Origin of the sequence: Pseudoalteromonas spongiae UST010723-006 (genome assembly GCF_000238255.3) — a bacterium.
GTDB lineage: Bacteria > Pseudomonadota > Gammaproteobacteria > Enterobacterales > Alteromonadaceae > Pseudoalteromonas > Pseudoalteromonas spongiae.
Map to the genome: position 1 here is coordinate 1,970,700 of NZ_CP011039.1, position 23,693 is coordinate 1,994,392.

Annotated in this window: 17 protein-coding genes; all 17 read right to left on the minus strand. The window is 38.9% G+C overall.

Annotation, left to right across the window (positions count from 1 at the left end; all coding sequences use genetic code 11):
- Nucleotides 1-883: 883 nt before the first annotated feature.
- Nucleotides 884-1,630 (minus strand): hypothetical protein, encoded by a 747-nt coding sequence (locus tag PSPO_RS09220; RefSeq protein WP_010559732.1) that lies wholly within the window; start codon nucleotides 1,628-1,630, stop codon nucleotides 884-886.
- 13 nt (nucleotides 1,631-1,643) lie between these two features.
- Nucleotides 1,644-2,324, minus strand: a complete 681-nt coding sequence (locus PSPO_RS09225) for a hypothetical protein (RefSeq protein WP_010559731.1) — start codon at nucleotides 2,322-2,324, stop codon at nucleotides 1,644-1,646.
- Nucleotides 2,325-3,308: 984 nt separating this feature from the next.
- Nucleotides 3,309-3,599, minus strand: a complete 291-nt coding sequence (locus PSPO_RS09235) for a hypothetical protein (RefSeq protein ID WP_010559729.1) — start codon at nucleotides 3,597-3,599, stop codon at nucleotides 3,309-3,311.
- A gap of 69 nt (nucleotides 3,600-3,668) precedes the next feature.
- The gene (locus PSPO_RS09240; RefSeq protein ID WP_010559728.1) at nucleotides 3,669-4,451 is read right to left on the minus strand and encodes an endonuclease; all 783 of its coding nucleotides are present in this window, start codon (nucleotides 4,449-4,451) and stop codon (nucleotides 3,669-3,671) included.
- A gap of 115 nt (nucleotides 4,452-4,566) precedes the next feature.
- Complete coding sequence (locus PSPO_RS09245; protein WP_010559727.1) at nucleotides 4,567-5,823, minus strand: Y-family DNA polymerase; 1,257 nt, start codon at nucleotides 5,821-5,823, stop codon at nucleotides 4,567-4,569.
- Nucleotides 5,811-6,224 carry a LexA family protein gene (locus PSPO_RS09250; protein WP_010559726.1) on the minus strand — a complete coding sequence of 138 codons (414 nt, stop codon included), beginning with the start codon at nucleotides 6,222-6,224 and terminating at the stop codon, nucleotides 5,811-5,813. Before PSPO_RS09250 ends, PSPO_RS09245 begins: the two co-directional genes overlap by 13 nt.
- A 728-nt stretch (nucleotides 6,225-6,952) precedes the next feature.
- On the minus strand, nucleotides 6,953-7,546 hold the full coding sequence (gene cas6f, locus PSPO_RS09255) for a type I-F CRISPR-associated endoribonuclease Cas6/Csy4 (protein WP_010559725.1): 594 nt from the start codon (nucleotides 7,544-7,546) through the stop codon (nucleotides 6,953-6,955).
- The gene (csy3, locus tag PSPO_RS09260) at nucleotides 7,543-8,565 is read right to left on the minus strand and encodes a type I-F CRISPR-associated protein Csy3 (protein ID WP_010559724.1); all 1,023 of its coding nucleotides are present in this window, start codon (nucleotides 8,563-8,565) and stop codon (nucleotides 7,543-7,545) included. The genes cas6f and csy3 overlap by 4 nt, the downstream gene beginning before the upstream one ends.
- Nucleotides 8,565-10,616: a type I-F CRISPR-associated protein Csy2 gene (locus PSPO_RS09265; protein ID WP_010559723.1), complete on the minus strand. Its 2,052-nt coding sequence runs from the start codon at nucleotides 10,614-10,616 to the stop codon at nucleotides 8,565-8,567. The genes csy3 and PSPO_RS09265 overlap by 1 nt, the downstream gene beginning before the upstream one ends.
- A gap of 3 nt (nucleotides 10,617-10,619) precedes the next feature.
- The gene (locus tag PSPO_RS09270; protein WP_010559722.1) at nucleotides 10,620-11,798 is read right to left on the minus strand and encodes a TniQ family protein; all 1,179 of its coding nucleotides are present in this window, start codon (nucleotides 11,796-11,798) and stop codon (nucleotides 10,620-10,622) included.
- 634 nt (nucleotides 11,799-12,432) lie between these two features.
- A complete protein-coding gene (locus tag PSPO_RS09275; protein ID WP_010559721.1) occupies nucleotides 12,433-12,738 on the minus strand; it encodes a helix-turn-helix domain-containing protein in 306 nt (101 codons plus the stop codon).
- Nucleotides 12,739-13,815: 1,077 nt separating this feature from the next.
- The gene (gene rdrD, locus PSPO_RS09280) at nucleotides 13,816-14,535 is read right to left on the minus strand and encodes an antiviral RADAR system accessory protein RdrD (RefSeq protein ID WP_010559720.1); all 720 of its coding nucleotides are present in this window, start codon (nucleotides 14,533-14,535) and stop codon (nucleotides 13,816-13,818) included.
- 15 nt (nucleotides 14,536-14,550) lie between these two features.
- A complete protein-coding gene (rdrB, locus tag PSPO_RS09285) occupies nucleotides 14,551-17,286 on the minus strand; it encodes an antiviral RADAR system adenosine deaminase RdrB (RefSeq protein WP_010559719.1) in 2,736 nt (911 codons plus the stop codon).
- Nucleotides 17,286-19,988 carry an antiviral RADAR system adenosine triphosphatase RdrA gene (gene rdrA, locus PSPO_RS09290; RefSeq protein WP_010559718.1) on the minus strand — a complete coding sequence of 901 codons (2,703 nt, stop codon included), beginning with the start codon at nucleotides 19,986-19,988 and terminating at the stop codon, nucleotides 17,286-17,288. The genes rdrB and rdrA overlap by 1 nt, the downstream gene beginning before the upstream one ends.
- A 209-nt stretch (nucleotides 19,989-20,197) precedes the next feature.
- Complete coding sequence (locus PSPO_RS09295) at nucleotides 20,198-21,211, minus strand: TniB family NTP-binding protein (protein WP_010559717.1); 1,014 nt, start codon at nucleotides 21,209-21,211, stop codon at nucleotides 20,198-20,200.
- A gap of 2 nt (nucleotides 21,212-21,213) precedes the next feature.
- Nucleotides 21,214-23,055 carry a Mu transposase C-terminal domain-containing protein gene (locus PSPO_RS09300; RefSeq protein WP_010559716.1) on the minus strand — a complete coding sequence of 614 codons (1,842 nt, stop codon included), beginning with the start codon at nucleotides 23,053-23,055 and terminating at the stop codon, nucleotides 21,214-21,216.
- Nucleotides 23,045-23,674 carry a TnsA endonuclease N-terminal domain-containing protein gene (locus PSPO_RS09305; RefSeq protein WP_010559715.1) on the minus strand — a complete coding sequence of 210 codons (630 nt, stop codon included), beginning with the start codon at nucleotides 23,672-23,674 and terminating at the stop codon, nucleotides 23,045-23,047. The genes PSPO_RS09300 and PSPO_RS09305 overlap by 11 nt, the downstream gene beginning before the upstream one ends.
- Nucleotides 23,675-23,693: the final 19 nt, after the last annotated feature.

The following is a 23,693-nucleotide window of genomic DNA, read 5'->3' on the forward strand; positions in this document are numbered from 1 at the left end:
AAACGATAAACTGATTAACTTAATACCAGTTGCATGCCAAATTTTAATTTACAACAATTTCAGTAAGTTAACTTTTAATATGCAAAAATCAGATTGTCCGCGGACAGAAAAAGTGTCCGCTGCGGACACTTTTAAAGTGTCATCAATTAACCGAATAAAAACTAATAGTTAGATGGAACAGAAGGAAACAAGCAAAAACAAAAAATAAGAAAGAGAAAAAAGACGTATTCGACGCACAACAATCAAAACAAGTGTATTGCGTTGCTATGTGTTAAGTAAATACAAGGTGTAACGATTTAACAATGACGGTTAAGTAAAGGGGAAAAATAAGAAAATATAACTAACAATCAATGAGAAAGTAAAAACTTAAAAGAAAAACACTGGGAAGTAAAAGATGTTGTTTGAAGTATAAGTTGGCATAGGCATATTTAATTTCATTGAGCTACAACGGCACAACTGAAGTGTAAGTTGACATAATATTGAAGCTTATAATGGCATAAGGTCAGTAAATACTAAAAAGTTCATAACTGGTTTAAACATCTTTTTTACAGCCTGTGGTCAAAATGGAATCGAAAGAAAGTACTTGAGTGAATAAATTGTACTAGCCCAGACGAGTCTGTGACTAAATCTGTGCAAGTTCCTATCAACCAATCCTTTGAGGATTTAAGATAGGTAGTTATGAACAAGAAAGAATTTGAAGCGTTTGCTAAGCAAGCTGCTAAATCAACTAAAACAGAAGCTGACTTAACAGACTTCCGAAAAATGTTATCTAAGGTGTACTAGCTCAGACTTAATCTGTCAGAATTGATTTTTAGGCTTTGATCAAATCTCACAAGCTCAGCGCGCGCCGAGCTTTTTGTTATACATTTTTTCTATGGCGAACCTATACGATTAGGTACTGTTCACCATCTTTATTTAACTTATATTTAGCCAATTGACCGACTTTACCATTTTGAGTTTGGACGATATCGTTACTCACACCTAATTCACCATACTCTGTCTTGTATCCATTCCCATCAAGAGTACTTCCGTTTGGAAGCACAATTTTTGCGGGTGACTCACTTGACTGCGGCCCAGTGGCTTTTTCTTGAGTACTTTCACCAAAGTACTCTCCTACCTTAGCGAATACAGCCCCAGCTCCCTGAACTGTTTTCTTGACTGCTACAGGCTTTGATTGACTATTCACTCCAAAAAGTGTGGGTTGATTGTTGTAAACTGCGAACCCATATATACTCTTAATTGAATTCCATGGTTTGGGTTGTCCTATCTGATAGGTTGAGTAACTAGCCATTAAATTTTGCAACGCAATAATTTGTTGTTGCTGAATCCATTGATATCGTTGCATCTGATAACGAATTAGTTGCCGTCTCCATTCTGCCATAGCTTTTTGATAGGCTAACAACTCACTGTAATAAGCCATTTTTTGGTAACTGGCGTTATAATAATAGTTCTGCGCGTAAGCTGACGGGATAATACTAAAATCTTTTCTCGGAAGGATAACTTTCAAATCACCTTCAATTGAAGGAAGAACAAGCTCTACTCCACCATTGAAAATATCAAAAAGCAGTGAGAAACTGGTACACGACAAACCTAGAGCCGCGCTATTTTTTAAAAACTTTCTACGATTCATATTTACATCCCCCCTATTTATACTTCTTAATTGAAATAAATTGACTTCCACTTTCAACAAGCAGACCATACTCTTTACCTGTGAGGAAGTACCTTGCTATGTTAAACTCACCTTGCAAATTATCATCAAACTGCAAATAGAACTCATCGCTTTTACTAACATGCTTAAACCCTTCGCCTGATGGCAGCTCAAAAACTTCATCGTTAAGCGCGTATTTAAGAATTACTGGTGTTTGGTTGTATATTAGAATTTCTTTTCCAATTTTTACTTCTATTGGTTTGACGTTTTCAATTTCTTTTGGAATTTCCACTTTTTTTGCTGGCGGCGTTTTACTTAGTTTTACTAAACCTTCCTTTTGGGCTTTCTCAAGCTCTTTTTGTAACTGCTCGGCTGCTACTTGAGACAAGACTGCTGTATTCCCTGAAAAGATCGCGCCCGCCCTCGCTAAGTCTTTTTTTAGCTCACCAGTTTTAAATGAAACATCTCCAGCCTGTATATATAGAGTATCTTTCTTCAGATCCAAATCTAGAATCTTTTTACCATTTTCAGTTATAGAAACTCTTTTTGGATCAATTTTAAGCGGCCGCTCCCCTTTTATAGTTGGGATTACTTCGTTTTTGAACCAATCTCCGAGTCCCGCATATGCGGATAGAGAGTAGCTAAAAAGCAATACCAATATTACGAGTTTTTTCATTTTTGATATCTCCTTTTTCAGTGAGGTTTCCTTCATTGCGATTTGTATAACAGTTTAAAATCGACCCGTTGGGGTGTTTTCTCAAATATAGTGGCACCTGATTGCAAATTGGAAATAAAGTCAGTTCTGAAAAAATATATTTCTAATGACCGCGCACGCCCTGAGCTATTCATCAGCAGTGTAAAGCTGCTACAATTAAAGATACACTTGGTTATATTTAATGTTTAACCGTATAGGTAGGCTTTTAAGGAGCCTTTCCAACTTGCTTCTAGACCACTTCAGCTCTCCACCAATTGTAATAATTGAATATGAGTGATCGGGTTTTCTCTTTAGAAAATTACTAAGTATTGTGTATCCAAGAGTGAGTTTGTGCTTTATAACTTGATACACTTCTACTATTTTTTCATTTGCTAACCATATAGTTAGGGCTGAAAGTGTGGCATAAACCACATGTAACATTTTGAATTCCATTTTAATCTCCAACATCCTTTCGAATAAAAGTATTGAACAGATTAAGCAAAATTCAAGTTAATCTGTAACTAAAGCTCAGAAAACGTTTTTTTACAAATTTATTCCCAAGGCTTTGGGCTCTTTTAATTCGTTCATTGCGTTTATATTCCCTAACGGATCTTCTCCCAAAAAACTAAACATCTTTAATTTTGAAAATGAATTGATTATTGGGTTGCTAAAGCCAAACAGTTACGGCATAAAAGTAATGAGCTTGAATAAATAAAGCGTATAAGGAAAAGTTAAAACGCATCACTGAAAAGCGAGATATCCTAAAATTGGCCACCGCTTTTTTTGAAAGTCAGTCGGCTAACATCTTAAAGTTACTCCCAACGCATAGTATTTCAATGTCATCGTTGGTTTTTTGCGTTTAATCGGGTATGGTAAGGTTTCCAGCAGAGTTGCTGTCACCTTAATGCAGCATTTACTGTCCCGTTAATGCCCCCTGTGACTAGACATCATATCTGACAGATTTTGTTAGGACTCATATACCTCAACTCTAATACACTTTCCTTTTATACAGACCCGAAATGGCGTTCGCTTAACTACCCTTATTAATTGATTTTGGGTCCAATTTAACTTCTCACAAGTTGTTTTAATTGACTCCATGTTTTCGGGCGTACTTTTAAGGTAATTGTAAAGCTTTGCGTATTCTTGGTTAGCTTTTAATTGCTTAACTTGGGTATTTGATTGGCGAGGTTTGATTAAAGTCCAAAGCGTCATACCAGATATTGTCGCTGCTATTAACTCGGCGATTTTGAATTCCATGATGTTCTCCAACGTCCTGTTGATAAAAGTATCGACAAAATTGCATGGAATTCAAATATTATCTTGTTATCAGCGTTTCTCGCAGGCAACTTCTACAAAGCTATTTCCGAGGCCCTGAGACTTCTTTATACGCTCGTTGCGCTCACACTCCCATGCATCGACTGGATCTAAATCAGACCATTCCATCATCATTTTCACAGTTTCTTCTGGTAGCAAAACCTTATGCTCTTTCATCATATGTAGGTAAACGCGCCCAATATTACCTTTCACATTATCTGCAGGTTCTGCTGTATCAGCTTCAAAATCAACCTCAAAATCGCACTGTCCATATGCTCGTTTCTCACCCTCGATATTCGCAAAACGAAAGTTGGAACGGTCTCCGTTTAATTCTCCCACAGCAGGTACAAGATTGTTCATATCATCATGAGCACGCTTAAATTCAGGCACTAGATGATAAGCACACTCTCTTGTCTTATAATTCTTGTTTTTACATATTTGGTAGTTTTTATAGTTTTTCCACTGGTCTAGATGACCACCAATGATATTTGCAGGCATGATGTGCTCCCACTCTATACGTGACACACGTTTATTTTCTTTTCCTTTTTTGGTGATGGGGTTTCGTGGCTCATACCCACACGCTTTCGGGTCTATTTTGGTTTCAGTGATGTTGCCATCACTGTCAACATCCTTTATATCATCGAATACAAAGTCACATTGACAGTAGAATGTTGTCGAGCGGTCAAAATAAACCTCTTTTTCAGCTTTTGTTTTAGCATTTCGAAAGCTTGTTGGGTAATCAGCATAAGCGTTACTACATACTAAAAGCAGCAATGTCGTCAGCATTTTTTTCATGTCTAAATCGCTTTTTCTGTGTAGGACTAATTTTAAAATTCATTATACAAAAACAATAAGTTGAGTCTATGGGAGACAATTTAATAGACGCAGCACCTTCGATATCTAAGCTGTATCAGCATTGTATTACTGGTATGTCAGACCAACGTGTTGTGTATCGTGGCGACAATAAATCCCGTCGCATTTTCCAAGAAGAAGTTTGTTTTTCACTGGCGATTTTGAGCGTATGACTACCAAATCGGTTATTTATTTCATCTAAACACTTCATAAGCTCTGGCTTATCTTGAGATTGATTAAACAAGTCTGCTTGATGATGCATTCCGTCTTCAAGTTCTATGGCACCAATGCCACATTTATAAAAACGGACACCAGGTTTATATATCGACACTATGACGTTTTTTACAGCGTTAGCGAAAACAGTAGCATCACTTGATGCGACCGGAAACTCATGGATAAATGCACGTTTATAGTAATTATTTTCATGTGGTGAGCTATGCGCAAAAATCACTAACCGCTTTGCTAAAGAACCTTGTTTTCTGAGCTTGCGGGACACAATAGAGCAATGTGCTGTTAACGCTGATTTGAGTGAATGTATGTCAGTAATACGCTCTCCAAATGAACGTGTAGAGTACACTTCTTTTTTCTTTTGCTTTACCTCATCCCAAGATAAACAGGCGGTGCCATTTAACTCATTTATGGTTCTTTCCAATACAACACTAAATTGTTTACGCATTATCTTCGCGGGTTGATTAGCTAAATCGAGTGCGGTGTGAATGCCCATTATCTTCAGCTTTTTACTGATACGTCTACCTACTCCCCAGACATCTCCAACATCCATCATGCCAAGAATATGTTTGCGTGATGCTTCATTATCAATCACTGCAACCCCATCAAAGCCAGGCAGTTTTTTTGCGGCATGATTTGCTGCTTTTGACAATGTAGCAGTTGGACCAAAACCAACACCAACAGGTATCTTAGTTTTACGCCACACACTTCGCCTTATTTCATGGCCATATGCATGCCAATCCTTAACAATGCGATTAAAACCTTCAAAATGTAAAAAAGACTCATCAATAGAATAGATATATTGATTATCACTATATCGATTTATCTCAGTCATCATGCGCGCACTCAAATCTGCATAGAGTTCATAATTAGAAGAGCGCACGACCACATTATGCTTTTTAAGGAAATTCTTTAACTTGAAGTAAGGTTCAAACTTAGGGATTTTTAACTTTCTAGCAATCGGGCAAACTGCGCAAATACAGCCGTCGTTGTTGGTCAACACAACAACTGGCTTATTCCTAATCGAAGGGTCAAACACCTTCTCTGCACTTGCATAGAAAGCAACAGCATCCACTAACGCAAACATGAAAACACCTCTTTGCTTTTGCGGTGTAAACGTACTGAGCGGCTAACAATGCCTTCTAACTGAAATGTATCTAATTCTTTAATAACAACGGGGGGGTGATACTGAGACGCGGAAACGAGTAGCCCACGCTCTTTATCGAGGATTTTACACGTAAAGCCACCATTGTAATTGGCAACAATAATATCACCGTGACGCACCTCCAAAGCTCTATCAACAATTAATAAATCACCACTAAAAATTCCAACCCCAACCATTGAGTCTCCCGATGCAATACCAATAAAAGTTGCGGTTGGATGTTCAACAAGTAGCTCATCTAGAGACAACCCGAGCTCTTGATACTCTGCTGCGGGTGATTCAAAGCCAGTGATACCGGCTTCGGCTTTAATAGGAATAACGTTCATTACTACTACAAATTAAACTGTATATTTATACAGTTTAATTTATTTTTTAAATTTTAAAAGTCACTTGTAATCAGAGGGTGTAAAGTTTCTTTACACGTGAAACTTCATTCACTTTCATTCAAGAAAAAATTTTAGTTAGTTCAAATGGCAAAAGAGCAAGGGGGTACGCAGAACTAAACTAGAAGAAAACACTAATATCCTCGATATCAATTAAAAAGGCAGGTTCAGCGGCGCTGAATTTCAGGTTAAATTGATATATTGAAACTATTGTAGAACTGACGTGCTCTTTTAGCTTAGGCCAACTAATGACAACATAAAAAATAATTATCTCCTTCAACCTAGAAAGTGAAATATGTGTTGCTAACTCAATGAGCCCCAGCAAACACTGGGGCTGTTTAATTGGCTTCTACCTTTTCGGCAGTAATATGTCATACGATGTGATTGTTCACTTCCCGACCTAATTTCAGCTACCTATGCGGCAGGTCACATAAACTCGTTTAACGATAACCTTCACTTTTGATTTACAGCTGCCTATGCGGCAGGTCACGTGCAACTGTCAAACCCGCTTTTTCCGATGGTATTTACAGCTGCCTATGCGGCAGGTCACTATTAAATTTAGCCTAAAACGATATAAATTCCATACGGTTACCTTAATTTTTAACAAATGACCTTTGTTTTACCGGCTGCTCGTAACTCTTTGATATACAGCACTCAAAAGCTACCGATATTTAAAAAGCTAGCAGTGGAACACTACCTTTGTATTCTTCATTTGTCGCAAAACCATAACTATTAAAAGTATTTTGTATTGAATTTGCTAGCTCTAACCTTAAGTGCAGTACAAAGTCATTTTGGTTCCTTTTGCTGGCAATGGGGATTTTATGAAATGTGCTAATTTCTATATCGCTGGACACGTACTGTGGGGTGTACTCCTCACCGCGCGCCTCGGCTCTGCGTTTTGCACGTTCCATTCGGCGGCGCTTTTCACCCATAAACAACTTACCTAGGCTTTGATCGCGAATGATTCGGACTTCTGTCGCATCAGCTGGTACAGGTTTGATAACTGAGATTTCAAACAGCTTGTCGTGGGCCATCATTTCAAAGTAGTTTTGCTGGCTTAGGTTTTTAAGTGCTGTTTTATCTTCACTCACAAAAGCTATCTGATTGCCTAAGTGTTTATCCGTCCATTTGGGGAAGCTGACACCAATGTGGTTGCAGCTTAGTTTGTTCATAAAACCGTGCAATATGCCAATGCAACGGCCCGCTAGTAGAGTTACATCACAGTTTTCTGGTAGGTAAGTAATGGTAAAATAAGCTCGGCTCATTCTTTGGTCCTTTGGAATAACCCACCTTTGATTAAAACTGCTGCTATATAGTGAATATGACTTGCCTGCTCTTGGTTTTTTAAACCGTTTTGCTCCATTTCTTTTACATATAGCGCAATTTTTTTTAGCAGTGAATAAAAGTCTAATCGTTTGCTTGGCGCGCGTCTGGCTATCACGTTTTTGTAATCTGCGCCGTATTCGTGAATTCTTAAGCGCTTGTTTGCGCCTTCATCATACCAGTCATCAATCATTTGAATGGCAGCGCCCACCTTTTGAGAATGAAAGCAGGCTGCGTCTTTACCCGCTACTTGTGTATACGCATAAGTTCTTGCTATGGCGCCGTTTTCTGCGAATGATTGGCTTGGATAAATTTCCTGCCCAAAGTAGGTATCGATCTTGGCAGTTACTTCTAAAAAGCAAAAGCTATATGGGTCTTCTAGCCCTGTCTGGATAACGTCTGTGAGTGTATGTAACGAATCTTCAGCTTCGCGCCATTTGCCCTCCCAGCGTAAACGGTTGGCTTTGCTGATGCTGATAGGTTTAAACCCTTCGCCAATTATCTCTAAATCTACATTGGGTGACGTTTTGTTTCGCCATAGCCACTCGCAGATAAGAATATTTTTGGCATAACGCTTTGCCAAATCCCTGAAGCCACCATGCTGCTTGTAGGTGTTCATAAAACGTGTGAGCCAATAACTTACTTTTGGTTCACTACATACGTTAGGTTCTAGACTGTTTGCTTCTACTCTGAGTGAAAACCGGCAATAGACTTGTTGCACTGTGGGTGGCACATAGCAAAGCTCTATGGTGTGCGGATTACCAAAGGCCAAGTCTTGCGGTGCTAGCTCTTTAGGAGTGGCTTCATTTTTGTAAGCTTCGACAAACCCTGACTTTTGACCTCGGATCTTTTGCCGTTCAATTTGTAGTGGTTCAAAATCGCTTTCTGGTGTTTTATAAAAGAACACCGCCTTACCTGGCGAGAGTGAGCGGGTGTATGTGAGCTGGCGTGGGAGTTTCATTAGTCGTACTCAAACTTTGACTTTTTCATAAGCATAGATGCTTTTTTGCAATGCATGGTCCAAAACCCATGATTAAAAAAATGCCGAGCACCAGATAGCCGAGCCGTGACCGCATCTACACATTCAAGCAACCCAATAACAGGCTCAACATAGCAATGTAACTGGGTGATTGAGCCTTGCCTTGGTTTTGGTTCTTCAAGGGCTAAGTAACCCAGTGCAGCTGGCCGCATAGTGGGTCGCAGCGTTAATTGCTCAGCCAATTCCTCAAAACTGCTCACTTCAACTGATGTTGGATATAGCCAAGAACCACCTTTAGGCAACGAGCGAATACGCTCAAATAATGCTAATGGTTTTGCATAAACTTGGCACCAATCAACTTGAACATATAACGATGGCGGGTGGAGCGTGCCACCCGCATAGCGCGATGGAAATGCAGCTTTCAGCAGGTTTTCAGACAAGTCGTTAGCAACAGCTTGATTTTTGGTTTGCACTCTAAATACTAAATCAAAACATATATCGCACTTAGGTATTTGCATAATTGCCGAGCGCAGCGGCTCACGCTTTTGACCGTCTTTTTTGAGTTTATTGGGCTCTGGCAACTGCTTGTGATTGTGCAATTGGTACGAGCGAATATACACAGCCACACCAATCACATGTACGCCACTGCCTACCAGCTTTTGCAGCTTACGTTGAAATTGATGCCCCAAACCTTCAAGCGCGGTGATTGACGGCATACCCATTATGTAAGGGTTCGGCATTGCCTCGGCATTGTAGACGCGCAAATTCTGACAATGCACGTACTTAATATGCTCCGCCTCAAGCTCGCCCTCTTGGTTATTTTGATGCGATAGCACATAACTAAGTTGCGCTTTTAAGATAGGCATTAGTTTTGGGTGATAAGCATAGCGCTTTAAGTATTTAAGCCCATTCATTTGCTTGTTGAGCTCTTGGCTTAAAGTAAGCTCTAATTGCTTGTATTCTTTGGTAGCTAAAAGCTTTACTAGCTCAGAGTCTGAGTCATTTATCGTTTCGCTTTGCACCAATTTTATGAGCTTTTCTAACCATCCATAAAGTGCTGTTCGTAACACCTTAATTGCAGCAACACGTGCTAAACGCTTTTGCCTAAGCGTATTAAACGGCTTTGACTTTGATAGCACCAGCAAAGCCTCACTCAATGTTTTGCTATTTAATAACGACACATTAAAAAGCCGTTGCTCGTCTTGGCTGTAGTAGTTGTTAACGGTTGTCGCACTGTAAGTTTTAACAAAGTACTTAAGCACGTTAACTCTGCCTCCCAGTGCGCTTGGCAGCTCTCCAACATTTACAGGTCGATTGTGTTCAATGATCCCGCGTTTAAGCAAACCGCTGCGCGTTGCCGTTTGCATCACAGCCAAAACGGCGTGGCTCACAACGGGCGATACACTCAAGTAATCATGCTCTATTGGAATAAGCAACTGAGGGGTGTAATTGCTAATTTGCTCAGGCAAGTCTTCATTGGGGAGCTGCGCGGCTATTTGCTCACACACTGTTATAACATCCTTTTTTAGTAACCCAAGCTCACTAAACTGTTCTACCCAAAAGCCCTCTTGCTTTGCAAGCAGCTGTGCCAAACACACATATTCACCACGCCAAATAAAGCCTCTTAAAAACAACTTAGCATGATTAATTTTAGCGCTATCGTGCGACCAGCCAAATTGCGCAGGGTACCTACTACTACTGACAACCCTATGCCCATCATCAACTACTTGCGCCAATAACCTTTGGTGACTAACTCGAATATCAGGGTATTTTAAATTATGAGTGTGATACCATTTCACTTCATCAATACAAGTTTTAAGGTGTTGCTCATCACGCAGCACGGCCTTCGCGGCACTCATACTTGTTAAGTCTTTTATGTCTTTACGTTTGTAAGTGAGGTTAATTAAAACTACCAACGCTTGAAACTCACTCCCTGTAGTATCAATATATTCAGAGTATGGTGCAAATGCAACTCGTAACGTTTGAGTAAGCTCTTTGATTGGGGTATTTTGAAGTAGTGTGTTCAGTTCCATTGATCACCATGGTGGTACAAATTGTTGTGGCTTGTTAGATATGCTCGGTGCAAAAGACTGTTGTAGTTCAATAACCTGTCTTAGGTAAAATAAATTATCGCTCGGCTTTAAAAACGTATTCTTTTTAGGTGGCTGAACAGCTGCTAAAAAACCCTCTTCGTATAACCTAAATACTTGCTCGGTATTTGTGCCAAGAATTACGGCGGCATCGAGCATAGAGATTAATAGGTCACTTAAGTTTGGGTGTTTTTTCTTTGGGTTTTGCTCAACGAGCTTGGTTAAGAATGCAATGATGGCCAACTGCACCGTATTGTAACCTTGCGAACCAGCACAAGCGAGCTTGCTGTCCTTAAGTAAACTACCAAATACATCATTAAACGGCGTGTGGTTAAAAGGCCTAAGCTGTTTTATTTTTGCAAGTTCAGCGATATTACTTAGTTCATCCTGAAACCCACTGAGCCCGTTAGAAAAGTAGCTTACAAACAGTTCGCTAAACTCATCGTCATCAAAGCTTATAGATTGCCACTGACTAAACCAAGCCATAAGCCCAACAAGTTTTGCGTCAGCAGTACTAGTCAGGGCACTTGCCAGCTTCAAGTCTGCTTGACTCGCCTTTGGTCCTTGCTTGATTGCAGCACCACACTCACACTCTAAAAACGCCTCAGACACTCTGTAGTCAATTTCAGTGTTGCATTGTCTACATATTTTAGTTAACTGCCGATTATGCTTATGACAGGCTTTATAGACTTTTAAATGCCAAAGATAAGGTACGTACACTTCTTGCTTTAAACATTCGGTGCAAACAGGAATGTTAGACTTGCGAAGCAACTGACGAGGCACCAATAACCCACTACGAGCAACAGCCGTGATAACACCAAACTGTGTATTACTGCGAAGCCAACATAAGTTAAGCAGCTCAGACGCTTCAACCCCTGCTAACTGCGCAACCAACCGCAGCGCCCGCACCCGAAAGTTACTCGACTGCGATGCCTTATAAACATCAACCGATTGCAACTCGTTTGAAAAAGCCCCTTCCAGCTCGTGATCTTGCGTTACCAGCCAATCCCACAAAATATCAGCCATATCTGCAAAGCCTAGGTAGCCATTATCTTGTGACAAACGAAGCAAATAGCTTTCAATAGTTTCATCAGGGTATGGAGTTGCTTGAGAAAGGAATTGCATTTCAAACCTAAACTAAGAAATCCTTAGTTTAGGTATAGTTTGTTTTTATAACTTCGTCAAATTCATTTACCTTTTAAATGAGCGCTTTGCTTTTAGAAAAAATAGACAAGCATTTATATTTCAAAACCAGAGATGAATCAAAACCATCTCTCAATATAGGCTTAGCCATTCTTCGGTAAATTTAATGGCTTTTCTTAGTTTAAGTCTTAGCTGGAATGATAATGATATTCTAGTAAACTGTTCACAGGGTAACGAGCATAATATGTTTTGAGTTTTTATGCTTCTTCGAAATAGTGACCTACACGGATTGGGCAAACTCATGTTCAACACTATCTCCCATCCAAGAAGCTCCATTTAGCTTATTCCGAGAGGCGACTCTCTTTAATTATTGCTTCTTTCACTTGAAGAGAGAAGGATCTACCTACTTTGCTTGTGGTAAAGTCAAAGCTAAGAGTGACTTCAGTGGATTATTTCAACTCCATAATTCCCTGCAGCAATCTCAACGTGGAAATCCGAGCTTCTCTTTTGGTCATATTAAATGGCAATTGTGCCTTATTAAAGCTAGAAGTTGATTTAAAAGCTCACGAAGAATCCTTTGTTCACACTGCTATGAAGTTCATCACGACAGACCTAATTAATCAGAGATATCCTTCGCTATTTTAATAATTTGATCTCTCGCATCTTCACTCATATTGCTCCAACTACGTATTAGTTCGGCCAGCCTATTTTCTTCACAATAAAAATAAGCGACAGGCACACTCAACTCGTCAGCAATACGCTTCATTGTTGTGAAGTCTGGTGCATGCTTGCCTTTTTCATACTGGTTCATTCTTGCACTAGCCGTATTGGGCTCCATACCTAAAGCAATGCCTAGCTGCTGTTGTGTGTAACCAGCTGCTTTGCGAGCCTCTTTTAGACGTGAAGGCGTTGGTGATTCCATAAGTACCTTAGCTACTAATTTCAATAGCTAAGATTCTCTTAGTATAACGCTCGTTTTCATACTAAGGAATACTTAGTTTTATCAAATATGTTTCAATATCTATTCTTTGTTGTATTTTTCATTGAAATGCATTGGCATAAGGAGTGAAAAATGCTCGTATACGAACTCGACGAAAATCAAAACGGACAAAAATTTATATAAAAACAATTGCAAGGTGGTCAAAGAAATAATTAAGTTAGAAGCTTTTGAATCATATTTAGTCTAATGAGTTGAAAAACTTGTAAGGAACTAAAGGCAAATAAACAAAAATTGGGGCTAGAAAATTCCCTTTCTTGATATTGTGAATGACATTCAACACCAACTAAAAACAGAGAACATTAACACTAGCAAACATCTGGCAATCAAAGCGCAACATCACGATGTTGAAAAAACAAGGTAGGCTAGACCGAATTGAGATGGCAGAAAGTAATTACAACCAATCTAAATCAGGCTATTCACATGGGTAAGAGCTATCTAGTGTGAAAAGGATGGCTACCTAGAAACCTTAACATGTCAGCCCCGAAGAGGCGTTACTGCGAGATACAAAAGCCAGTTAAATTCGCATGGCCAAAAGCCGCCACTTTGGTGTTTTGGCTAATTGCACTTATTAATGTTTGATAAAATAGCCGAATTAATTAAACACATAGAAATGGAGTGCTCAATAAACCCCTTCTCTATTTTCGAGGAGCTTACATGCAAACTCCCATCAACAGATTCATATTACAAATTTCGAGAGTAAGCTTCTTCCTTTGGTATCATTGAGAAAATTAAAAACTTATTTGACCCTGTGTAAATTACCCTCACCTCTCTGTTCGTATTCATCAAAAGAGGCGCTATTTGCTGTGACTGAGTAGAAACTAATCGAATGTAAAATCTGAGAATTTACGTCCACCTTAAGAAATAAGTCAAACAAGATGGTCACCTTATCTTCAACGTCTAAATCTTAATGGTTATTGGCTTTAAATTGCAATAACTAAAAACTCTTTCGTAACTGTTAAACCGAAGTACACTTAAAGACCTCACAATAGTAATTGATTTCTATACCTGCTGCTTCAGTTGCTCAATTTTGTTTAAGATATAGAATGAATCAGAAACCGTATCATTATATTTTTGACTTTCGAACTGTTCTAATACCCCTAAATATTCCAGAATGTTACGCTCACTAATTGCAACACCAAAGCTTTCTCTGGCTAGATTTAGTTCAATCAATGCCTGCATCTTTGACGAAAATAATTTGAATCTATCATTTTGCCGTGTCCAACCGAGCGTCTTATCAACAAGAGGAGGTAAAATACATAAAGGTACAAACACAACGATCCCTAGCGCAACTGTATGTACTTCTTTATAAATAAGGGTTGAGACACTATAAATGATAGCTATCATCAACACATTAAAAACAAGTTTATTTAATAAACGCCATATTTTATCCATCCCCTTATATTTTAGACCTACAAATACAAAATGAACTAAGACAACTGCACATAACGTGCAAAGTGTATCTGAGGTTATATAAACAGAAAATGGTAGACTCGGTACCAACGAGTTTGCAACTTGGGTACCTATGTCTTTTACAAATCCCAAAGCAAATATCGTTAAATAAAAAATTAAAACCGGAATTGTGAAAAGCGGTATTCGGCGTATCACATACCGCTGCCAATAACTTGCTTGTTGCTTTGATTCAAACTCGCCCTTTTTGACTTGTATCTGAATGTTCAATTCATCAAATGTTGAAATGGGTGTATTTTCTTGATCACTCATTAAAGTTTACTCTTGTTAAATGGGTTCAAAAACAGGTAGGTGACTGCGATGAAATTGTTCTAATCCAAATTGGCGAATAGACTCTAACCAACGCTCCGCAACTGTACTCCCAATGCCCTGCTGTACTGCTGCTTCCCACAATAACATATACTCAGTACGAAGAGTTGTCGGCATTATCCCAGGATCATCTGTATTTACCAACACTTTAACCGGTCCTTTCCGCAAACCGAATCGGTTGAAGGCATTCCCATTGATGAGAACGGATTCATCGGGTGGACTCCAACGAAAAATTGGATGCTCTTTGTGACTTTTTAGCCTAGCAATATAAACGTTTGAGGTGGGGTTCGTTTCGATAATGATGCCCTGACTATCATATTGTGTAAGAAGATAATCTTGGATTGCAACCATAAACTCTAGTTCAGCTGGAGTATCAATATCCTCGATAATTTTTTTGTTTTGGTTGCGCTCTAATTGACCACAAGAAGATGAAAGACCAATATTGTTCTGAGCTTCCCACTCATTAGCTACACGAACAATAACCATAGCATCAGCCTCGTCACTGAGTAGGCTTGAATGACGACTTTTATAAATAATCGATGCAAGGTTTTCGTCGTCACAAAGTCTCGCCCAATCAGGCAGAGCAACCACCTCCATTGCAGACATAGGGTTGTTGCCATGAAGATTTTTCAATCTGAAATAACAGTTTCTCCTTAACAACCAAGCACGATATAGAATATCTGGAGTTAACTTATCCGTTTGAGAGTCAAAAAGAGGAGCCTCGGACTGCGCCTCAACCTCATCATGAAACTTGGGCTGTTTTAACCAGCTGACTTTATTATAAAAACGAGCTATACGCCTTTCGAGCAATGGGATAACTTGTTGAGCTAGCGGAAGTTGGGTACTTAAGACCGTTGCGTAGTGCCACATCCAAACTAAATTATCCAAATGTTCATCAGCATAAAGAACCATTTCTCCCTGTCGTTTTGCCCATTTGGCAGGCTCAATACCAAGCGCTAAAGCATGACCAAGTCTATCACCACCACGCATATCACAAAAACGAACTGTTTCATCTATGTGTCGCATTCCCGACAGGGGATGCGCGTAATCTTCACCCGCATGAATGCTAAAATGAAAGTCCTTGCTCGCTGTTTCAGTCGCACTTTTTGAATGTAACCCTGATCTCAACCAACGTAACATTGGTGCAAAAGACTCAATTTTGAGTGCATTTTCATCACCTGCAACATCTAAACCTCTAAACCACCTGTTTGGTTGAAAATGAAAGTTTGGATTTAACTTGCCTCCCAGAAAGGTAGACTCACTCCAACCAGATTGAGAGTTTAACTTACGAAGTAATTTAGCTGCTTTTTTCCAATTATCTTTTAAATCAGCTTTAGGCCTTTTTCCTATTCCAGCTGATTGTGAACGGGAAAAGTGACCACAATAGTGCCAACGCTCTAAACAATCAATATAACGAAGAGCACCTTCATTTAAAACAATTTCATGCTCCCCAAAAATATACGGTGCTTTAGGTAGTATAACATTTGAAGAAGAAAGGAGTGCGTGAGAAAAATTTTCTATACTTTTATTTGTGAATGAGAAAAGTCCAGATTTAATCTCTGCAATATCGTCTTTGCCAGCAAAAATCCTACGAATATTATCTTGGTAAGGTTGGCCAATTTTGCGTAAATAGCTTCCATTATAAGTTTCTACAAAACGTGAAAGTCCCTGTCCATCCATAATTAAACGACGTCTGAGTGCGTTCATAGTTTGCCAGAAGCAAAGTATTGCGACACGAGTCGATGGGCACGTACTGGAATTTTTGTAAATAAAACTTAAAAACACGTGCAGCCATAACCAGCAATTTGCTTGTCGTTGACAAATCGCCTGAGCGAATTCGGACAGTAACCATTGAATATTTAATTGTTTAATATTGTGTGGCAATTTTGCTAATAATTCCCAATCATTGCTCGTCCGAAATGACTCATCACGTATCTGTAGCCAATGACTGAAAGAATTAGTCGGAACATTATCTTGTTGCTTATCTGGATTAAAATTAGCCGCCTTTGCAAAGTTAATAATATCTGCAAATAGAGTTCTAGCTCTAGTTAACAACTTGTCTGTCTGAACGTCGCTTAGTAATTCACTAGATAAAGCCGAACTTTTGGTTTTAAGAGGCTTTGATTGGAACAAAATCTCACTAAAAATAAGGCTTTCTGTAGTAACTCCCCAAACATGAACGTGTCCTTCGGCAAATGGCTTCGCCGAATTTGCAGGAGGAGCAAAGAAAGGTAATTGAGCATTAATTATTCTTCTAATATCGTGGATTTGAGGTATTGGGTTTTGTTGTAACCAATCAGCGAGTTGCCAGCCAGCTAGTAACGAAGGGTCAAGTTCTGCGGCAAGTCGCACATAAGCTTGAGTTTTAGATTCTCTAAATTGCAGGTAGTCTCCATTCCGTATCAGTAACGAATCAGCTAATTCATCCAGCCATGGCAAATAAGAGGTAACAAATAGGCCAGCATTACACTGCTGACCCATTAGTGCTCGGATGTCATTTAGTCTAAACTCTCGAGGGTAACGTGTATCCACACTCGAAGTAAGCAATTGATAGCATTCATTTTGAAGCAATTGCCACATGTCACCAAATGTATCGTCTTGTGGTGAGCGCAAAAATTGCCACAGGAGTTTCGCTACCTGTTCATCACTGTAAAAACAACCTGCTGCATGCTCACTTAACTGACGATATAACATCAGTCACTACCTTTATCGAAAAATAGTTTATTGCCTGCTTTTTCAAATGCATTCCATGCTTTTTCATTATAATCTTTTTTCAATATCTTCAGATGCTGCAAAAAGGTCTGACTTGTCCAAGTATTCTTTTTCATTGCTTTCGAAATTGCGTTCTGCGTAAGTTTTGTATAAGGGTCGATTTTAAGAACCTCACATATATATTCTTTGTGGGGTTCAATTGGCTTTATGATTTTTTCGGTTTGTTTAAGCTTTTGATGTACATCAGTTGTACCGTTATCATTAGATTGCCACTTAACTTTAGAAACATCATTCAACCATTTTCTAAATGGGTGCCCTGCAAGTGCTTGAGTTACTGTTCTTGTGAATAAACCATAATTTTTACGCGCCTCTAACTCCTCATCCGAAGCATTTAGTCTGTCTGAAAATGGTAAAATATTTTGAGAAAAATGTTCATTGTGAGATTCAAAATTTCTTGAAGTATTAATGTTCGTGTTCGCTACAATAGTAGGAAGACCAAATAATTCTCCTTTTTCGAAAGAACCAAAGGCTGACCAAGTACCATAAAATGCTTTCGCTGCAATATCTAAAGCATAATCAACGCTTTTCATACCTGTGCTGTAATAATCATCATTGGCGACTTGGCTAAAGACCTTATTGAACACCTTGTAAACCAACCAAGGAGAAAGATTAAGCTTATCTATTTCATATTCTTTGCGCCATGTAACAACTTCTTCCAGTAACTCTTGCCAACAAAGGTCAATTTGTTCATAAACCACTGAAGGAATATCATTTATGGTTTCTCTAGCAGCGTACTCTAACGAAATACCTTGCTTTTTTTGCTCCTCACCAAATTTTAAAGTTTTTGTTGGAGCAATATCGCTAGTTGAATAGAAAGGAGCTCTTTGCCTAATACTATCAAACTGATTTGAATCAGGGTCAGAAACCAAGCTTGCAATTATAACTTCAAAAACGCGACCTATGTTGAGCATCATTGAGCGTTTATTGTTTGTATAATAATTACGATGGCACAGTGCTGAAATGAAGAAAATTGCTTTGTTCTTTTGTTGTTCGGTTGCTTCTATCACATTATTAATTGACATCCAATATTGCCAGTTCAAAGCAGAGTTTACTCCAACTTCTGGGACAGGATAAGGCACCGCAGTTTTTTGGCTTTTTATCTCGTCAACCCAGCTTACAGGTAAACGACCGGTTAAATGGGTATCCCATTCTGCAAGATCATTTTGCAATTCACTCGTTTTAAATTGAATTGAGTGAGTCAAAGGTTGAAACAACGGTGTCGCAAATAAAGAACTATGGCTGTAGGTACCTTCTCCATTATTTAACCAGCTTTGCTTTGCTTTAAGTGTAAGATTAATTGCACATGCTCTTGTTTCATGCTGAAAATATGAGACAAGGCTATCAACCCAAATACGAGTTAATTTTGACGAATCAGTCTCTAAATTACTTGGGGTCGGATCAGGAGATATCTTCTGTTTTTCGTCAAACGCTTTATATGCAGGTTTGTAGTCTCGAGAGCTTTGCTGATGAATTTTCTGGTATTCTATTTGAAACGCTTCAATAGCATCTATTGATACACTAGGCATTTGCCATAAACGTTGAACTTTAATTGGCTCAATATCTTCCCTAATTTCATTTGGTAGAGTAGTAATTAAACTACCACAGTGAGCTATAAACTGCGTTAAAGCCCTCACTGAAGGTATCGGTAATGTTAACCGGCTATTTTCCAATCCATTTACAGGGCCTGCTAAAAAGATCTCTAACCAAGCAATAAAATTCCTTAAAGGTATACCACTTACAGTACCCAGTTTTATTCCAGAATTACTCCAGTAGCTTTCTACTTCGGGCATGCTTAGACGGCGTGGCAATGGCAAAATTTTACGTTGATATTCGTTTGCTAAGTCTTGCGCAATATTAAAGGCCTGCAACTTCTGATACGCAGAGTCCTTCATCAAACGGCCATGAAAATCACGCCAACAAACCTCATCATAGAGTTTTCGGTCTCCACTGACGATTGGCAATACACATGGAGCCACCAAATAGCGGCGTATAATCTCTAGGTTTTCAAAAGCGAGGTTTAATGAAGTGTCAACATCATCTATCGGTAGAACCAATAACTGCTTATTTAAAAGCCTCAAAGTACTTTTAAAAAAATCAGTTACACAATTAACTAAATGCTTATTACCATATAGGGAACGGATCTTATCCATACCTCGTAAATCTTTTTGGTCATCCACAGACTCTAAAGCACTAGCTAGCTTTTCCAATGTGTGGGAAAAACTAACATCATTATTTACATTGCCGGATTGTGCCTTTTTTATATCCTCGTCATGGAGAACTGCAGCAACAATAACATGTAAAAACAATGATTCACCATCTTCAAGTAAAGTAGGATCAATAGGTTCCAATATATGAACATCATTGAGTAGCTCAGGTTTTGTACTTTCAATGTAACTTTTTAAATTCACCAAAATTGAGGTTTTGCCCGAGCCCCGCTCCCCGTCAATAGAAATCGCTTTGTGACTGCGCTCTGATTTATTGTAGTTATTGTCTACGGACTTCGCTGCATCCCTAGCACTAGCGATGAGTTTAACTAATTCATTATAAATAAGTTTAGGTAAAATCGTTTCGGGTATAATTTGCTCCGCAGACTCTGATTGGTCCAGCGGAATATATGTAGTCATAGCAAAATCCTTGTATCAACTGTGAAATCAAATAGTTATTTAGTTCAATGATATATTTGCTAACAATATAACAAACACGTTAAATTACAAAGCATTATCTATTCCACCATTAATTGAAACAAAGAGAGAAGATTAAAGTGCAACCTTTAATAATATGATATAAAGTTAGGAATTATTTAGGCCTTAGAATTAGTCGTCAGATTTGTATTTTACTTTTTCAGCAACTGTACAAGAGGCACTTTATTACAAAATTGGGTATCTATAAATGGATCTTCATCTTGAGGTCCGTCAGGTTTAAACGTTGAATACTGTTCCACCTCACAACCTTGAATTTCATTAACATTCATCTCAAACACATTATCGAGCTCTGGCCGCCAAGCTTTAAATGCAGAACTTAGACAATGCTTGTTCAGCGTTACCGCATCAGTGATAAGTGCTTCAGTAAGTGCTGAGTCTAAAAAGTTTTTCAGCTTTCTAAGGCAACCATTTGAAATTGCAAAAAGCGATAATGCAATATCCAAATTCTCAAAACGGGGCTTGTCTGAAAATGGCAGCCGATTTGCAAACCCTTTAAGAACACGAATAAAAAGTTGAAGCTCTTCTTTTTTTGAGATTCTAAAATAAGGAATAAAGCGCCGAATAAAAATACGTGATGACCACTGAGGCTCATCGGCTATTTGCTCTATCCAAGGCATACCGACTAATACAATGGAGATCCCTGCTTTCTCATTGATGTATTTAAACTGGTTAGCTATATCTCGACGCTTTTTTCCTAGATTGTTTTCAACAAGCTCTTGAAATTCATCAATAATTATTAACTCCGTACCTGAGCGCTTTAATTGCTCAACTAAGCTTTCAGCCAACGCTATTTCATTGCCATTTTTAAGTCGTTTGCTAGATTTAGCCCCAAACTGCCCAAGGTCGTGTAGCAACTGCTTTAGGGTGGATTCAATTGATGGGTTACTCGGTATTCGGCTAAGCAGTACAGGTACTTTGCGCTGACCATCAGCAAAGTGAGGAGGATTGTTATCGTAGTAATGTTTAATCAATGCTGATTTACCACAGCCAGTATCACCACTTAGCATCATGCATGGCTTTTCACCTGCAAGGTCGTAATGCAAACGCAGTTTGTCGAAATCGTTTATGATGGTCTTTGGTATGGTGTATTCAATAAACACCGCTTTAAATTGATTGAGTTTTGCCTTTTTGGCCTGAGTCAACATAACTAAAACGCCTCAAGATCTGAGACAAAATCATCCCAGTTCTCAACGTCTTTTTTAACCTTAGTGTCAGCGGGGCTTGGTTCAGTTTTCTTTGCCTCAGGTATTGTAACAATCGATTTGACTTGAGTATTGTCGATCCCCTGCGCCCTGGCCATTGCTTTGGTGCCAGTGACTTTGGTTTTTGACACTACGTTTTTAAGCTGTCGCGCCTCTTCTTTCACTCGTTCATCAATAAATCGCCGTGCCTTGGCAAGCCCCAATAGATCTACTTTGCCCTGAATGTAGTCTCGGTGAAATTTAAGGTGTATTTTATGCCTGACCAGAGACAACCCCATTGTGTAGCCGTCTAAGTCAATGCTTGGCACTTTAATATAGTTCTCTAGCGCATTTAAGTAGACGTATACATACGATAGGTCATCTGGGTTTATTTTAACCTTAACCTTTATGCTCTTTTTGGCGCAATATCGTTTACGATATACAGAGAGTTCGTCACTGTCATAGTTAATATGTAGATTCTTAATACCGCCTTTACGCAATGTTTTCTCTTTCGCCATGCACATAACAACATCAAGTTTGTCTGTATCTTGCTGTGTAAGCTGAGCAGGAGGCAGTACAGCAAACCCTTTGTTCCAGTCTTCACAGGGTATATATCTAAATCTGGCATCAGCGGATTGATGATAAACATCAACAATCCACTTATGGAACAACATGGTAAAGGTGCCAAAACGCAATATGGCATCTTTTTTCGGGTTATAATCGTGCCTTGCGAGCATGTTTGAGAATGTTTTACCGGGGAATGGCGAAAGCATCATTTCGTTAATGGTTTTAAAAAACTGCTCAACAAAGGGCTTTAGCCAAGGTTTGCCAACAGGGTTATAACTAATATTTATTCCAACTTCTTCACACGCAAGTTCTAATGACTGGCACCAAAATTCGGCACCATTATCAACTACTAAAGTTTCTATCTTCCCACAGCATGGCCATTCATTTACGACTTCAGGATAGGTACTTTTAAGATAGATTTTAGGCTTCATCGCATGAGTAATTGCTCTACGTACAGCATCATAACCAGGGCTCTGAAAACCAAGGTAAAAGCCAACAACACAATGGCTATAAACATCGATAAGCAAAGTTAAAGTTGGTCTTCCCAGTGGCACATCAAGTTCATCGTCGAGAAGAATAAGATCTAGTGGTGTATGATCTATTTCAACACGCTCAAGCACTCTAGTGGGCCTTTTATGGCTCATCACTTTATTGTATTCAATATCGGCTAAGCGTTTACCATAACGTTCAAGCATCACTTCATACTGAGGTAGATTATCAATGCGGTTTTTAAACGCTTTATAGGTGAGTGGTTTTAGTGGCTCACCTAGAACCTTTTCATTTTCTAAAACGATTTGGTCGCAATAAAAACGGTGTGCAGATGCAACATTCGGGATCTCTTTCGTCAGGTAACGAGTAAGGGCAAGTTCAAAGAATTTGTCTGTATCGCTGCGTGCTTGGCGGTTGCCCTTACGATGGTGCTTTGGGATCAATGCATGAATGTCTTCTTCGGCTTTAATATAGTCAGCGTACCAACCAGCAACCGTGCGCCACTTTGGTTTTTCTTGTCCTTCAAATTCAGGCATTTCAGCAAGTAATGGCGCTAAATTTTTTTGTGTCCAACCTCCAATTAAACGCTGTTTAAGCCACTTAACATATTTAAGTCGAGCAAGTGTAGCTTCCTGCACTTCCTTAGATAGTGACTCTAAATCACGAGGTTGAGGATTAGACTCTTCTGTATTAGCAGTTTTAGCTAACTTTTGCGGTGCTTCCTCAAAGCTAAACTCGTCTTCAAACTCCATCAGCCCAAATCACCGACTCTAAAGTAAGTTCTGTGTTTAAGTCTGAATTAACACTGCCTAGAGACAATAAACGATATACAGAGGCAAGTATCTCACCGATGGAAGCCTTTAGAGTCTTCACCAAATTTTGAATAGTGAGTTTTCGCCATTGGTTGAGTAGCTGAATGATAGAAAGCTGAAGCTCGGTTAAAGACTGAAATCCTGAATAACGATGAAGCAATTTTAAGTTGTCTAAGGTAGGATAAACACGAATTTGTTTGTCGGTGACTAATATCAGTTCAATGCCTATTTGTTCTTTGGCAACTAACTGTTTTTGCGCAAAACGTGCTCTAAATTCAGAGTTCGCAATTTTACTGAAAGGTTTCACTTCAATATATTTTTGCGGTTTCTCATGATGCGTTAGCAAAAAATCCGGCGTGTAACGGCAAATTCTGCCGTCAAACTCATATTCAAAGCCTAACGGTTGTGCTTCAAAGCTTTTTATTTCGCGTGAGTATTCAAAGTGAAAGCATGCATCGAATTCTAAAGATGACTCAACTAAGCAAGTAGCTTTATTCTTTTGACTTGCAAACTTATAGAGATTCTTAACTCTGGAATGCTTTAGTTTACGCCTTATCATAATCATCACCAATGATGTG

Excerpts from the sequence above, each read along its gene's own strand:
- PSPO_RS09270 (WP_010559722.1), bottom strand. The coding sequence starts at position 11,798 with ATGCAATTCCTTTCTCAAGCAACTCCATACCCTGATGAAACTATTGAA.
- PSPO_RS09275 (WP_010559721.1), bottom strand. The coding sequence starts at position 12,738 with ATGGAATCACCAACGCCTTCACGTCTAAAAGAGGCTCGCAAAGCAGCT.
- rdrD (WP_010559720.1), bottom strand. The coding sequence starts at position 14,535 with ATGAGTGATCAAGAAAATACACCCATTTCAACATTTGATGAATTGAAC.
- PSPO_RS09305 (WP_010559715.1), bottom strand. The coding sequence starts at position 23,674 with ATGATAAGGCGTAAACTAAAGCATTCCAGAGTTAAGAATCTCTATAAG.
- PSPO_RS09245 (WP_010559727.1), bottom strand. The coding sequence starts at position 5,823 with ATGTTTGCGTTAGTGGATGCTGTTGCTTTCTATGCAAGTGCAGAGAAG.
- csy3 (WP_010559724.1), bottom strand. The coding sequence starts at position 8,565 with ATGAAACTCCCACGCCAGCTCACATACACCCGCTCACTCTCGCCAGGT.
- PSPO_RS09235 (WP_010559729.1), bottom strand. The coding sequence starts at position 3,599 with ATGGAATTCAAAATCGCCGAGTTAATAGCAGCGACAATATCTGGTATG.
- rdrB (WP_010559719.1), bottom strand. The coding sequence starts at position 17,286 with ATGTTATATCGTCAGTTAAGTGAGCATGCAGCAGGTTGTTTTTACAGT.
- rdrA (WP_010559718.1), bottom strand. The coding sequence starts at position 19,988 with ATGACTACATATATTCCGCTGGACCAATCAGAGTCTGCGGAGCAAATT.
- PSPO_RS09225 (WP_010559731.1), bottom strand. The coding sequence starts at position 2,324 with ATGAAAAAACTCGTAATATTGGTATTGCTTTTTAGCTACTCTCTATCC.
- PSPO_RS09220 (WP_010559732.1), bottom strand. The coding sequence starts at position 1,630 with ATGAATCGTAGAAAGTTTTTAAAAAATAGCGCGGCTCTAGGTTTGTCG.
- cas6f (WP_010559725.1), bottom strand. The coding sequence starts at position 7,546 with ATGAGCCGAGCTTATTTTACCATTACTTACCTACCAGAAAACTGTGAT.
- PSPO_RS09265 (WP_010559723.1), bottom strand. The coding sequence starts at position 10,616 with ATGGAACTGAACACACTACTTCAAAATACCCCAATCAAAGAGCTTACT.
- PSPO_RS09240 (WP_010559728.1), bottom strand. The coding sequence starts at position 4,451 with ATGAAAAAAATGCTGACGACATTGCTGCTTTTAGTATGTAGTAACGCT.
- PSPO_RS09295 (WP_010559717.1), bottom strand. The coding sequence starts at position 21,211 with ATGTTGACTCAGGCCAAAAAGGCAAAACTCAATCAATTTAAAGCGGTG.
- PSPO_RS09300 (WP_010559716.1), bottom strand. The coding sequence starts at position 23,055 with ATGGAGTTTGAAGACGAGTTTAGCTTTGAGGAAGCACCGCAAAAGTTA.
- PSPO_RS09250 (WP_010559726.1), bottom strand. The coding sequence starts at position 6,224 with ATGAACGTTATTCCTATTAAAGCCGAAGCCGGTATCACTGGCTTTGAA.